The sequence below is a fragment of the Citrobacter sp. wls711 genome (genome assembly GCF_005281055.1).
GTDB lineage: Bacteria > Pseudomonadota > Gammaproteobacteria > Enterobacterales > Enterobacteriaceae > Citrobacter > Citrobacter gillenii.
Genome location: NZ_SZXC01000073.1, coordinates 51788 through 64872, shown reverse-complemented (window position 1 = coordinate 64872; position 13085 = coordinate 51788). Strand labels below are relative to the sequence as shown.

Annotated in this window: 13 protein-coding genes; 9 read left to right on the top strand and 4 right to left on the bottom strand. The window is 53.4% G+C overall.

Annotated elements, in window-relative coordinates:
• Positions 1-60: 60 nt before the first annotated feature.
• On the top strand, positions 61-735 hold the full coding sequence (gene yiiM, locus FDW98_RS21095) for a 6-hydroxyaminopurine reductase (protein ID WP_096758835.1): 675 nt from the start codon (positions 61-63) through the stop codon (positions 733-735).
• A gap of 66 nt (positions 736-801) precedes the next feature.
• On the opposite strand, the gene cpxA is transcribed toward yiiM, so the two are convergent.
• Both cpxA and cpxR read right to left on the bottom strand, forming a co-directional pair.
• Positions 802-2175 carry an envelope stress sensor histidine kinase CpxA gene (cpxA, locus tag FDW98_RS21090; RefSeq protein WP_096758834.1) on the bottom strand — a complete coding sequence of 458 codons (1374 nt, stop codon included), beginning with the start codon at positions 2173-2175 and terminating at the stop codon, positions 802-804.
• Complete coding sequence (gene cpxR, locus FDW98_RS21085) at positions 2172-2870, bottom strand: envelope stress response regulator transcription factor CpxR (RefSeq protein WP_005121756.1); 699 nt, start codon at positions 2868-2870, stop codon at positions 2172-2174. Before cpxR ends, cpxA begins: the two co-directional genes overlap by 4 nt.
• Positions 2871-3020: 150 nt before the next feature.
• Here cpxR and cpxP point away from each other — a divergent pair, with 150 nt between their 5' ends.
• The 7 genes from cpxP to FDW98_RS21050 all read left to right on the top strand — a co-directional run bounded on the left by cpxP (position 3021) and on the right by FDW98_RS21050 (position 10726).
• On the top strand, positions 3021-3521 hold the full coding sequence (gene cpxP, locus FDW98_RS21080) for a cell-envelope stress modulator CpxP (protein ID WP_137398952.1): 501 nt from the start codon (positions 3021-3023) through the stop codon (positions 3519-3521).
• A gap of 147 nt (positions 3522-3668) precedes the next feature.
• Positions 3669-4571, top strand: a complete 903-nt coding sequence (fieF, locus tag FDW98_RS21075; protein WP_096758832.1) for a CDF family cation-efflux transporter FieF — start codon at positions 3669-3671, stop codon at positions 4569-4571.
• Between the two features lie 184 nt (positions 4572-4755).
• Positions 4756-5718 (top strand): 6-phosphofructokinase, encoded by a 963-nt coding sequence (pfkA, locus tag FDW98_RS21070; protein ID WP_096758831.1) that lies wholly within the window; start codon positions 4756-4758, stop codon positions 5716-5718.
• Positions 5719-5921: 203 nt separating this feature from the next.
• On the top strand, positions 5922-6911 hold the full coding sequence (gene sbp / locus FDW98_RS21065; protein WP_096758830.1) for a sulfate/thiosulfate ABC transporter substrate-binding protein Sbp: 990 nt from the start codon (positions 5922-5924) through the stop codon (positions 6909-6911).
• A gap of 103 nt (positions 6912-7014) precedes the next feature.
• The gene (locus FDW98_RS21060) at positions 7015-7764 is read left to right on the top strand and encodes a CDP-diacylglycerol diphosphatase (protein ID WP_096758829.1); all 750 of its coding nucleotides are present in this window, start codon (positions 7015-7017) and stop codon (positions 7762-7764) included.
• 72 nt (positions 7765-7836) lie between these two features.
• Positions 7837-9141 (top strand): SLC13 family permease, encoded by a 1305-nt coding sequence (locus tag FDW98_RS21055; protein WP_096758828.1) that lies wholly within the window; start codon positions 7837-7839, stop codon positions 9139-9141.
• 112 nt (positions 9142-9253) lie between these two features.
• Positions 9254-10726: a DASS family sodium-coupled anion symporter gene (locus FDW98_RS21050; RefSeq protein WP_096758827.1), complete on the top strand. Its 1473-nt coding sequence runs from the start codon at positions 9254-9256 to the stop codon at positions 10724-10726.
• 42 nt (positions 10727-10768) lie between these two features.
• On the opposite strand, the gene tpiA is transcribed toward FDW98_RS21050, so the two are convergent.
• A complete protein-coding gene (gene tpiA, locus FDW98_RS21045) occupies positions 10769-11536 on the bottom strand; it encodes a triose-phosphate isomerase (RefSeq protein WP_096758826.1) in 768 nt (255 codons plus the stop codon).
• 233 nt (positions 11537-11769) lie between these two features.
• Entirely contained in the window at positions 11770-12369 is a 600-nt protein-coding gene (locus FDW98_RS21040; protein WP_096758825.1) for a YiiQ family protein, read from the bottom strand.
• 225 nt (positions 12370-12594) lie between these two features.
• On the opposite strand from FDW98_RS21040, the gene FDW98_RS21035 reads away from it, so the two are divergent.
• Positions 12595-13017: a DUF805 domain-containing protein gene (locus FDW98_RS21035; RefSeq protein ID WP_096758824.1), complete on the top strand. Its 423-nt coding sequence runs from the start codon at positions 12595-12597 to the stop codon at positions 13015-13017.
• Positions 13018-13085 lie beyond the last annotated feature (68 nt).

Here is a 13085-nt window from a genome sequence, read left to right as displayed (position 1 = left end):
GAGCGAATAGGGTAGAATAAATAGGGTGTAATGGGGAAAAGTTATCGGGAGAGGGAACAGATGCGATATCCGGTTGATGTATTTGCAGGCAAGATTCGGGATTACACGGGAAGCCGCCCCAGTGCGATTGCGAAAGTTCAGGTCGATGGCGAGCTGATGCTGACCGAATTAGGGTTGGCAGGGGATGAACAGGCAGAAACGAAAATTCACGGTGGGCCGGACCGCGCGCTGTGCCACTATCCGCGTGAACACTACCTACACTGGCGACAGGCTTTTCCTGAACAGGCAGAGTTGTTCGTTGCGCCCGCTTTTGGCGAGAACCTGTCAACGCAGGGCATGACGGAAGAGAATGTTTTTATTGGTGATATCTTCCAGTGGGGTGAGGCGCTGATTCAGGTCACACAGCCACGCTCGCCGTGTTTTAAGCTGAATTTTCATTTTGCTATTAGCGACATGGCAAGCCAGATGCAGGATGCGGGCAAGACCGGCTGGTTGTGCAGCGTTATCGCACCCGGCATGGTATCGGCGGATGCGCCGCTGGTACTGGCGTCTCGTGTGAGTGACGTTAGCGTGCAAGAGGCCATCGCCATTGCCTGGCATATGCCGTTTGATGACGACCAGTATCACCGTTTGCTGTCGGCGGCGGGGCTGTCAAAGAGCTGGACCAGAACCATGCAGAAACGGCGCTTAAGCGGCAAGATCGAAGATAATTCGCGGAGATTGTGGGGAAAATAAGGCGATTATTGAACCTGTAGGCCGGATAAGATGCGTTAGCATCGTCATCCGGCGCAACAGGCACAATTACGCACGTTTATACAGCGGCAGCCAGAGCACCAGGCGCAGACCACCCAATGGGCTGTCTTCGGCCTTGACCCAGCCACGATGCTGCTGAATAGCGGTTTCAACAATTGCCAGGCCCAGACCGGTACCGCCAGATTCGCGATCGCGCGCTTCATCGGTACGATAGAACGGACGGAAAATCTGTTCTCTGTCTTCAGGGCTCACGCCCGGACCATCATCGTCCACGGTGATGGTAATCCCGTCTTTATCCACCGCGAAGCCCACTTCAATCCTGGTGTGTGAGTAGCGCAGGGCGTTGCGAACAATGTTCTCCAGCGCACTTTCCAGCGTATTCGGGTTACCGTACAGCGGCCACGGCCCTGGCGGGAAGTTAACTGTGAACGATTTGCCCATCTGCTCGGCTTCAAAGGCGGCGTTATCCAGCACGTCACCCCACAGGTGATTCGCCTTCACGGTTTCACTGACCAGCGCGTTTTTCTGCTGATTGCGCGACATGACCAGCAGATCGTTGATCATGCTGTCCAGTCGATGCGCTTCCATTTCAATACGCTCCAGCTCTTTGCTCTCGCCGCTACGACGGCGCAGCAGCGCGGTCCCCAGTTGCAGACGCGTTAACGGCGTTCTCAACTCGTGAGAGATGTCCGACAGCAGGCGTTGCTGTGAGGTCATCATGCGTTCCAGCGCCGTCACCATCTGGTTAAAGCTGGCTCCTGCCGCCAGGAATTCTTGCGGGCCGGCTTCCAGTTCGGGATGCTGACGCAGGTTACCCTGTGCCACTTCATCCGCCGCATTTTTCAGCTTACGTGCCGGTTTTGCCAGACTCCAGGCCAGCCAAAGCAGCAACGGAGAGCTGACTAACATGGTCACGATCAGCAGTAACAGCGGTCGGTCAAACAGCAGGTTGATGAAGTCAGATTGTGAACTGCTGGCAGGCCGAATGAGGTACAGCTGGTAGTTATCTTCGCCATCTCTGACGGAGAAAGGCCCAACCATTTCAACACGACCGTATTTTTTCTTTTGCGGATGATCGGCGTTATCGGCCTGACCAATAAAGTTACGAATGATCTGCATTTCGTTGCGTTCTGCGCCGATCACGCGTCCTTCGGTGGTAACAAGTAATAACCGCTGTCCCGGCGGCGCCCACTTGTCTATCGCACGAAACAAGCGACGCCACCACATCAAATCGTTGGGCGGATCGTTCGCCAGTTCAGCTTCAACGTGCTGCTCAATCATCAACCCCTGACGCTGTTCGCTATCCAGTAGCTCGGTCATCTGGCGTGAGTCGAGCTTGGGTAACATCAGCACCAGCATCAGCACCAGTGCCAGCGTTAACCAGAAGATGGCAAAGATGCGTGCGGTTAAACTTCCTATCATGAAGCGGAGACCATCAGATAGCCGCGACCGCGCAGGGTTTTAAACCACGGGTGCCCGTCTTTACGCTCCGGCAGCTTACGACGCAGGTTCGAGATATGCATGTCGATAGCACGATCGAACGGTGTCAGGCGTTTGCCCAGCACTTCCTGGCTTAAATGTTCACGAGAAACCACCTGGCCGAGATGCTGCGCCAGCAAATACAGCAGGGTGAATTCGGTACCGGTTAACTCCAGGGTTTGCCCGTCAAAGCTGGCTTCCTGGCGACCCGGATTGAGGCTTAACGCATCCACTTCCAGCGTCGGCGAGCCGTTATCGCTGTTCTGCTGCTGTTCGCTCCAGTGGGAGCGGCGCAGAATGGCGCGGATACGCGCGACCAGTTCGCGGTCGTTAAACGGTTTGGGTAAATAATCGTCCGCGCCCAGCTCAAGGCCGAGTACGCGATCCAGTTCGCTGCCGCGGGCGGTCAGCATGATTACGGGGGTCTGGTGTGTCTGGCGAAGTGCTTTCAGTGTATCAATGCCGTTTTTCTTCGGCATCATGACGTCGAGCAAAAGTAAATCGATGCTGTCATCCAGAAGCTCCAGTGCCTGCTCCCCATCATGGGCAACCAGCACATCGAAACCTTCCATTTCGAGCAGCTCCTTTAACAGGGATGTCAGCTCTCGGTCATCATCAACTAGCAGTATTTTATTCATTTTTTACGTACCTCCGAGGCAGAAATTACGACATCAGGCGGCGCTAATCTATGACTTTACGTTGTTTTACACCCCCTGACGCATGTTTGCAGCCCGAATCGTAAACTGTCTCTCGTTGAATCGCGACAGAAAAGATTTTGGGAGCAAGTGATGGGCAAAGTTACCGCTGCCGTCATGGCCTCAACGCTGGCACTCAGTACGTTTAGCCATGCAGCTGAAGTCGTCACAAGCGATCACTGGCACCTGGGTGAAAGCTCTTCGCAACGTAATGCGCAGAGCCACATGTTTGACGGTATCAGTTTAACCGAACATCAACGTCAACAGATGCGAGATTTAATGCAGCAGGCCAGACATGAGCAGCCTCCTGTTAATGTTAGCGAAATGGAGACAATGCATCGTCTTGTCACCGCAGAGAATTTTGATGAAAGCGCTGTGTGCGCTCAGGCAGAAAAGATGGCACAACAGCAGGTTGCCCGCCAGGTTGAAATCGCCAAGGTCCGCAACCAGATGTATCGCCTGTTAACGCCCGAGCAGCAAGCGGTTTTAAATGAGAAACATGAACAACGAATGGAGCAGCTGCGCGATGTCGCGCAATGGCAAAAAAGCTCATCGTTGAATTTATTGAGTAGTAGCAACTCACGTTCCCAGTAGTAACCCTGTTTTCCTTGCCATAGACACCATCCCTGTCTTCCCCCACATGATGTGGGGGTTTTTTTTGCCCAAAATTTGACACTTTCTTATTGCCTGACTGTTTTAGTTCATCCGTTATACTAGCGGCATATCCTGATGGGAGTGCTTATGAATCAAACTTATGGGCGGCTGGTGAGCCGGGCGGCTATCGCGGCGACCGTGATGGCTTCGCTGTTACTTTTGATCAAAATTTTTGCGTGGTGGTACACCGGGTCGGTGAGTATTCTGGCTGCACTGGTGGACTCTTTGGTCGATATTGCCGCGTCGTTAACCAATTTGCTGGTGGTGCGCTATTCCTTACAGCCAGCCGATGATGAACACACGTTCGGGCACGGGAAAGCAGAATCGCTGGCGGCGCTGGCGCAAAGTATGTTTATTTCTGGCTCGGCGCTGTTCTTATTTTTGACCGGCATTCAGCATCTTGTTCAACCGACGCCGATGAAAGATCCGGGCGTCGGGGTAATCGTCACCGTCATTGCGTTAATTTGTACTATCATACTGGTCACGTTTCAGCGTTGGGTCGTTAAGCGTACGCAAAGTCAGGCCGTTCGGGCAGATATGCTTCATTATCAGTCTGATGTTATGATGAACGGCGCTATTCTCGTCGCGCTTGGTCTGGCCTGGTACGGTTGGCATCGTGCAGATGCCTTGTTTGCGCTCGGGATTGGCATCTATATTCTATATAGCGCATTGCGTATGGGCTACGAGGCGGTGCAATCCTTGCTGGATCGCGCCTTGCCCGATGAAGAACGTCAGGAAATTATTGATATAGTGACGTCATGGCCAGGAGTCAGCGGCGCTCACGATCTTCGCACGCGGCAGTCAGGGCCGACCCGCTTTATTCAGATTCATTTGGAAATGGAAGATAATCTGCCGCTCGTTCAGGCGCATTTAGTGGCTGAACAGGTTGAGCAGGCGATTTTGCGGCGTTTCCCGGGATCGGATGTGATTATTCATCAGGATCCCTGTTCAGTCGTACCCAAGGAAGGCAAGATGTTTGAGCTTTCATAATTCGTTGTAAAAAAGTGAGCAGGGCCAGCATTTTGTGTATAAATTACCACCGTTTGGCCTGACCTGAATCAATTCAGCAGGAAGTGATTGTTATACTATCTGCATATTCGTTGGATCGTTTCGATATGCGGAATCGACTTCCGGCAGCAGATTTCATTTTGCATTCCAAAGTTCAGAGGTAGTCATGATTAAGAAAATCGGTGTGTTGACAAGCGGCGGTGATGCGCCGGGCATGAACGCAGCAATCCGTGGTGTTGTACGTGCAGCGTTGACGGAAGGACTGGAAGTCATGGGGATCCATGATGGCTACCTGGGTTTGTATGAAGACCGTATGGTTCAGCTCGACCGTTATAGCGTGTCCGACATGATCAACCGTGGCGGTACTTTCCTCGGTTCTGCTCGCTTCCCGGAATTCCGCGACGAAAACGTGCGCGCTGTGGCTATTGAAAACCTGAAGAAGCGTGGAATTGACGCCCTGGTTGTTATCGGTGGTGACGGTTCCTACTTGGGTGCAAAACGTCTGACTGAAATGGGTTTCCCGTGCATTGGCTTGCCAGGTACTATCGACAACGATATTAAAGGCACCGACTACACTATCGGCTACTTCACCGCATTGGGTACCGTGGTAGAAGCGATTGACCGTCTGCGTGATACCTCTTCTTCTCACCAGCGTATCTCCATCGTTGAAGTGATGGGGCGCTACTGTGGTGACCTGACTCTGGCGGCAGCAATTGCCGGTGGCTGCGAATTCGTCGTCGTTCCGGAAGTTGAATTCAGCCGTGACGATCTGGTCGCTGAAATCAAAGCTGGCATCGCCAAAGGTAAGAAGCACGCGATTGTGGCGATCACCGAGCACATGTGTGACGTTGATGAACTGGCGCACTACATCGAGAAAGAAACCGGCCGTGAAACGCGCTCAACCGTACTGGGTCACATCCAGCGTGGTGGTTCCCCGGTGCCTTACGACCGTATTCTGGCATCCCGTATGGGGGCATATGCCATTGATCTGCTGCTGGAAGGTCATGGCGGTCGCTGCGTCGGTATTCAGAACGAACAGTTGGTTCACCACGACATCATCGACGCTATCGAGAATATGAAGCGTCCGTTCAAAGGTGACTGGCTGGACTGCGCGAAAAGATTGTACTGATTGTTTTTGCGCGCCTGATGGCGCTACGCTTATCAGGCCTACAGGTTGCAGATACGTGTAGGCCGGATAAGGCGCTAGCCGCCATCCGGCAACCCCTCAGATTTATTCCCCGAAGTTATAGCAAATCTTTTTTTATTCTTTAAAGTTTGGACCGCTTTCTGGCACGCTCTGCTCATCACTACATTACATAAGAGAGCTGGGCGATGAACAAATGGGGCGTAGGGTTAACATTATTGCTGGCATCGACCAGCGTTCTGGCAAAGGATATTCAGTTACTTAACGTATCGTACGATCCAACGCGTGAGCTGTACGAACAGTACAACAAAGCCTTCGCGGCGCACTGGAAACAGGAAACGGGCGATAACGTGGTGATCCGCCAGTCACATGGTGGCTCCGGTAAACAGGCGACATCCGTCATCAACGGTATCGAAGCCGATGTGGTTACCCTGGCGTTGGCCTATGACGTGGACGCCATTGCTGAGCGTGGCCGTATCGATAAAAACTGGATTAAACGCCTGCCGGACAACTCTGCACCTTACACCTCCACCATCGTCTTCCTGGTGCGCAAAGGCAATCCAAAGCAGATTCATGACTGGAACGATCTGGTTAAACCGGGCGTGTCAGTCATTACGCCAAACCCGAAAAGCTCCGGCGGGGCACGCTGGAACTATCTGGCGGCATGGGGTTACGCCCTGCACCACAACAACAACGATCAGGCCAAAGCTCAGGACTTCGTCAAAGCTCTGTTTAAAAACGTGGAAGTGCTGGATTCCGGCGCGCGCGGCTCTACCAATACCTTTGTTGAACGCGGAATTGGTGATGTGCTGATCGCATGGGAAAACGAAGCGCTGCTGGCGACGAACGAACTGGGTAAAGACAAGTTCGAGATCGTCACGCCAAGCGAATCTATTCTCGCAGAACCGACCGTGTCTATTGTTGACAAAGTGGTAGAAAAGAAAGACAGCAAAGTGGTGGCCGAAGCCTACCTGAAGTATCTCTATTCTCCGCAAGGTCAGGAAATTGCAGCGAAAAACTATTACCGCCCGCGTGATGCTGACGTGGCGAAGAAATACGAAAATGCCTTTCCGAAGCTGAAGTTGTTCACCATCGACGACGAGTTTGGTGGCTGGACCAAAGCGCAGAAAGAGCACTTCTCTAACGGCGGTACGTTTGACCAAATCAGTAAACGCTAACGCAGATGTGTTTGCAGGCCCGGTGGCATAACGCGACCGGGCTTTTTTATTTGTCATCATTTTACGTTACGCTTACCCTTCAATGGGATACAGGAAACGCGTAATGAAAAAAGCAGGCTATTTTTTACTGGTGGTGATGATTATCGCTGCCGCTGCGGGCATAGGTTACTGGAAACTCAACGGTAACCCGGATGCATTACGCCAGATTGTTCTTGAGCAATGCCTGCCGAACCAGCTGCAACGGCATAACCCTGCGCCGTGTGCGGAGGTGAAACCGGATGCCGGGTATGTGGTGTTCAAAGACCGTAACGGCCCTCTGCAATACTTATTGATGTCCACTTACCGCATTAACGGCACGGAAAGCCCGCTGCTGTTGCAATCAGGCACGCCGAATTTTTTCTGGCTCGCCTGGCAAGCGCGCGGTTTTATGAGCCAAAAATACGGCCAGGAAATTCCTGATAAAGCGGTATCACTCACGATCAACTCGCCGTCTGGCCGCACGCAAAACCATTTCCACATTCATATCTCTTGCCTGCGTCCTGACGTTAGAACGCAACTGGATGACAATCTGGCGAAAATCAGCACCCGCTGGCTGCCTTTGCCGGGGGGATTACGTGGGCACGAGTATCTGGCGCGCCGCGTGACGGAAAACGAACTGGCACAGCGCAGCCCGTTTATGATGCTGGCAGAAGAGGTGCCGGATGCGCGTGATCATATGGGGCGCTATGCGCTGGCGATGGTACGTCAGAGCGATGAGTCCTTTGTCCTGCTGGCGACCCAACGTGATTTGCTGTCGCTGAATCTCGCGTCCGCCGAGGAGATTCAGGATCATCAGTGTCAGATCCTGCAGTAACCCACCTATTCTGGCGTTTACTCGCTCTGCCTGTCCCCGTATTCTTGTTGAAAAAAACAACAGGAGACAGGCATGTCGCTCTGGCTTACGCACCCTCTGTTTATCCCTTCACTGGTGGTTGGCATCACCATCCTGCTCTGGGCCACATCGCTTTTGCCGGAGTTCATTACGGCGCTGATTTTCTTCTCTGTCGCAATGGTGGCGAAAATCGCCCCACCGGAGGTGATTTTTGGCGGCTTTGCTTCGTCGGCGTTCTGGCTGGTTTTCAGTGGTTTCGTGTTGGGCATCGCGATACGTAAAACGGGACTGGCGGACAGGGCGGCGCGGGCGTTGTCGTCCCGGCTGACCGATTCCTGGCCGTTAATGGTCGCAAGCGTGGTGCTGCTGAGCTATGCGCTGGCGTTTGTGATGCCGTCCAATATGGGGCGTATTGCGCTGCTGATGCCGATTGTCGCGGCGATGGCGAAACGCGCTGGCATTGTCGACGGCACCCGTGCCTGGTACGGTCTGGCGTTAGCCGTGGGTTTTGGGACGTTCCAGCTTTCCGCTACCATCCTACCCGCCAACGTACCGAATCTGGTGATGAGCGGCGCAACGGAAGGTTCTTACGGTATCCATCTGAATTATTTACCTTATTTACTGCTGCATACGCCGGTCCTCGGCTGGCTAAAAGGCGCGCTGCTGGTTGGACTGATCTGCTGGCTGTTCCCCGGCAAGCCCCATGCCCCTATGGATGTGACGCCACCTGCGCCGATGAGTCGCGATGAAAAACGGCTGGCCTGGATGTTAGCGGTGGTGTTGCTGATGTGGGTCAGCGAAAGCTGGCACGGTATTGGTCCGGCCTGGACCGGGCTGGTGGCGGCAATCATTACGCTGTTGCCACGGGTAGGCTTTATTAACGGGGATGAGTTTTCCAGCGGGGTGAACATCCGCACCTGTATTTACGTGGCGGGGATCCTGGGGCTGGCGATCACCGTGACGCAAACCGGCATCGGTAGCGCGGTGGGGGAGGCGTTGCTACAGGTGATGCCGCTGAACGCGGATAAACCCTTTACCAGCTTTCTGGCGTTAACCGGTATTACCACGGCGCTCAATTTTATTATGACCGCCAACGGCGTTCCGGCGCTGTATACCACGCTGGCACAGAGCTTTGCCGATGCGACCGGGTTTCCGCTGCTGTCGGTGATTATGATTCAGGTGCTGGGCTATTCCACTCCGTTGCTGCCGTATCAGGCATCACCAATTGTGGTGGCGATGGCGCTAGGCAAAGTGCCTGCACGGGCAGGAATGCTGCTGTGCATTACGCTGGCTATGGCAACGTATCTGGTTCTGCTGCCGCTGGATTATCTGTGGTTTAGCGTACTGGGGAAGCTATAACGTCTTGTAATCGTAAAAATTTATGTATTGAGAAGGTGAATCGCATTCTGTATGTCGATACCGGGTAATATCGATGTGCATACTTGCGTGCTGGAAACTCAAGGATTGACTCATGGACAGATTGACCCCTATACGCTGTTGGCCTGCCATTATCTCGATCGTGATTACCCTGACTATCTGGTTTGTTATCCCTTGCCCTCCTGACGTTACTCCCGAAGCGTGGCATCTGCTGGCGCTGTTTATTGGCACTATCGCGGCCATCATTGGCAAAGCCATGCCTATTGGCGCTATCGCGATTGTAGCGATTATGCTGGTGGCAATGACCGGCGTCACTCACCCTGGTAAACCGACTGCGGCGCTGAGTGATGCGCTGAGCGGTTTCTCTAACCAACTGATCTGGTTGATCGGTATCTCCATCATGCTGTCGCAAAGCCTGTTGAAAACGGGGCTGGGCGCGCGCATTGGCTATGGATTTATTGCCCTGTTTGGCAAACGGACGCTGGGTATTGCCTGGGCGTTAACCCTGGCGGAAACGCTGATAGCCCCTGTAACCCCAAGCAATACCGCGCGCGGTGGTGGGATTATTCACCCGGTCATGCGGGCGATTGCCGAAAGCCTCGGGTCTCAGCCAGGAGATAAGGAAAACGGTTCTACCGGCCGCTATCTGGCGCTGGTGAACTACAACATTAACCCGATCACCTCGGCGATGTTTATTACTGCAACCGCGCCTAACCCATTGATTGTCAGCTTTTTGACCAAAGGGACGGATGGAGTACTGAATATGACCTGGGGAATGTGGGCCATCGCTGCGCTTCTGCCTGCGGTCGTCTCACTGATCGTGATGCCCATTATTATCTGGTGGCTCTACCCGCCGGCCATTACCCGCACGCCGAACGCGCCGCAGTTCGCCCGGCAAAAGCTCGATGCGCTTGGCCCGCTTGCGCTGGCAGAGAAAATCACCCTCGCGGTTTTCGTTTTGCTGCTCTGCCTGTGGGCGGGTGTTCCTGCGATGATCATGGGCAGTGCCTGGACCGTCAACCCCACCAGCGCGGCGTTAATCGGCTTATCAATTTTGTTAGTGACCGGGGTACTCAGCTGGGATGATATTCTCAAATGCCGTGGGGCATGGGATACGATAGTCTGGTTTGCTGCGCTGGTAATGATGGCGGACTTCCTGAGCAAACTGGGCCTGGTCGGCTGGCTGGCGACCAGCGTCGGAAGTGCCATCGATCATCTCGGCGTTCACTGGAGTATCGCCACACTGCTGCTGGTTCTGCTTTACGTCTATTCGCACTACTTTTTTGCCAGCACTACCGCGCATATTACGGCGATGTTCGCGGCGTTCTTCGCGGCGGGATTAGGTCTTGGTGCGCCTCCGGCGCTGCTTGGCCTGATGCTGGGATTCTCATCCTCGTTGATGATGTCGCTCACGCACTACGGCACAGGTACTGCGCCCATCATTTTTGGCTCGGGTTACGTTACGCTGGCTGAGTGGTGGAAAACAGGGCTGGTGATGAGTGTGGCCAACCTGACTATCTGGGGGGTAACGGGTGCCTTCTGGTGGCACTGGCTGGGATATTGGTAACGCGGAGATGACAAGGGGGGCAATGCCCCCCCTTACAACAACTTAAGCCTGTTTAGCGGCTTCAGCTGCCTTAACGATCACGGCGAAGGCGTCGGCTTTCAGAGAAGCACCACCCACCAGCGCGCCGTCGATGTCCGGCTGCGCGAACAGTTCTGCCGCGTTAGCTGCGTTTACAGAACCGCCGTACTGGATGATAACTTGTTCAGCGATTTTTGCGTCAGCTTTAGCAATATGGTCACGGATGAATTTGTGAACAGCCTGAGCCTGTGCCGGAGTTGCAGATTTGCCGGTACCGATAGCCCATACAGGTTCGTAAGCGATAACCACGCCTTCGAATGCTTCTGCGCCCTGAGTCTTCAGTACTGCGTCGATCTGACGTGCGCACACTTCTTCAGTTTTGCCCGCTTCGTTTTCTGCTTCGGTTTCACCGATGCACAGAACCGGCGTCAGACCCTGCTCTTTCAGCACGGCGAATTTTTTAGCGATCAGTTCGTCAGACTCTTTGTGGTAAGTACGACGCTCAGAGTGACCGATAATGATGTATTTCGCGCCGATATCTTTCAGCATTTCAGCGCTGGTTTCACCGGTGAATGCGCCAGACAGGTTCAGGTCAACGTTCTGCGCGCCCAGGATGATGTGGCTACCGGCAGCGGCGTGGTTCGCCAGGTCGATATACATTTCCGGTGGAGCGATTGCTACTGCACAGCCAGCAACGCCAGCCAGTTCTTTACGCAGGTTAGCAACCAGTTCGTTTACCATGTGGCGGCTGCCGTTCAGTTTCCAGTTACCCATCACTAAAGGATGTCGCATTTCATTTCTCCACGCTTGTCAGCGAATTAAGGAAGATGGCCGCCCGTATGGGCAGCATGGTCTGTGAAACAGTATATACCCGTCATACTTCAAGTTACAGGTGCGTTGGCTGCGCTCATTCACCCCAGTCACTTACTTTAGTAAGCTCCTGGGGATTCACTCCCTTGCAGCCTTCCTGTAACTCGAATTATTTAGGATATAGAGATTGATCATCATGAAGGCTTTGCTTTTTGTCATTTATTCGACCCTTCGAGATTTTCAGATAGCGCCAGCTTAATCGGTTCAACAGCGAAGGTCAGCCCTTTTTCGCCGTTATCTGCCACGACATAGCGAATTGCACCCTCGGTTTCTGCGTAGTAATGCTTACTTTTGCCTGCGGTGAGCAATTTTTGCAGTTTTTTCTGACTTTGTTCTTTGGTCAGTAAGGGGGCTACGGTGCGGATGACGGCACTCATGTACTCCAGCGCTTTGGCTTTGGCGGCCTTTTGTTCCGGCCCCTGGATCGGCAGCCAGGTTATCTGCATGCTTTTAATTTTCAATGTCCCGCGCTCAAGGGCTGATGACGCATACAGGTTTTCATTGATTTTACTGGCTGCTCGGGTGAGATTTGCCTTATCGCGGCTGCTGTCGATGGCGCGGAATTCATTTAATGCAAGCTTCGGATTCTGCGTATTAAAGTTTTCACGAAATTGGCTGATCGACAGATCAAACGTCGGCGCGCCCGCCAGCAGATAGGGGGCAGTGGTTGCCGTCGAGGGCGCTTCCGCCCGAGCCACAGGGCTTGCGGACAGGGCTGAAAACAATAATAAAAACAGAGTAAATCCTTGCTTCATCAATCGTACCTTTCATTATGACTGACCACGATTAAAACGATATACTCGTCGTCTTTCAAGTGGCAGGTGCGTTAGCTGCGTTCATTCACCCGAATCACTTACTTGAGTAAGCTCATCGGGACTCATTCACTTGCCGCCTTCCCACCACTCGAAATCCATAGAGCAAAACCGTCGGGCTTGTCAAAAGGGTAAGCTGTTCTTGAAGGTAATAATAAAGGAACTTACATGACCATACAGCAGTGGTTATTCTCAATTAAAGGGCGTATTGGACGCCGTGATTTCTGGATTTGGGTCGGCCTCTGGATTGTCGGTATGCTGGTTCTGTTCTCGCTGGCGAGTAAAAAACTTCTCGATATTCAGACAGCGGCTTTTTGCCTGGTGTGCTTGTTATGGCCGACAGCGGCGGTGACGGTAAAACGCCTGCATGACCGGGGACGCTCTGGCGCATGGGCGCTATTGATGATTCTGGCGTGGATGCTGCTGGCAGGAAATTGGACGATGTTACCCAGCGTCTTGCCGTGGGTCGTCGGACGCTTTGTCCCCACGTTGATTCTGGTCGGCATGCTGATTGACCTGGGCGCGTTTGTTGGCACCCAGGGCGAGAATAAGTTTGGTAAGGATACGCAGGACGTGAAGTACAAAGCGTGAATACCATGCCAGATGGCGAAAGTGTCACCCGTAGGCTGGATAAGGCGAAGCCACCATCCGGCAAAAGT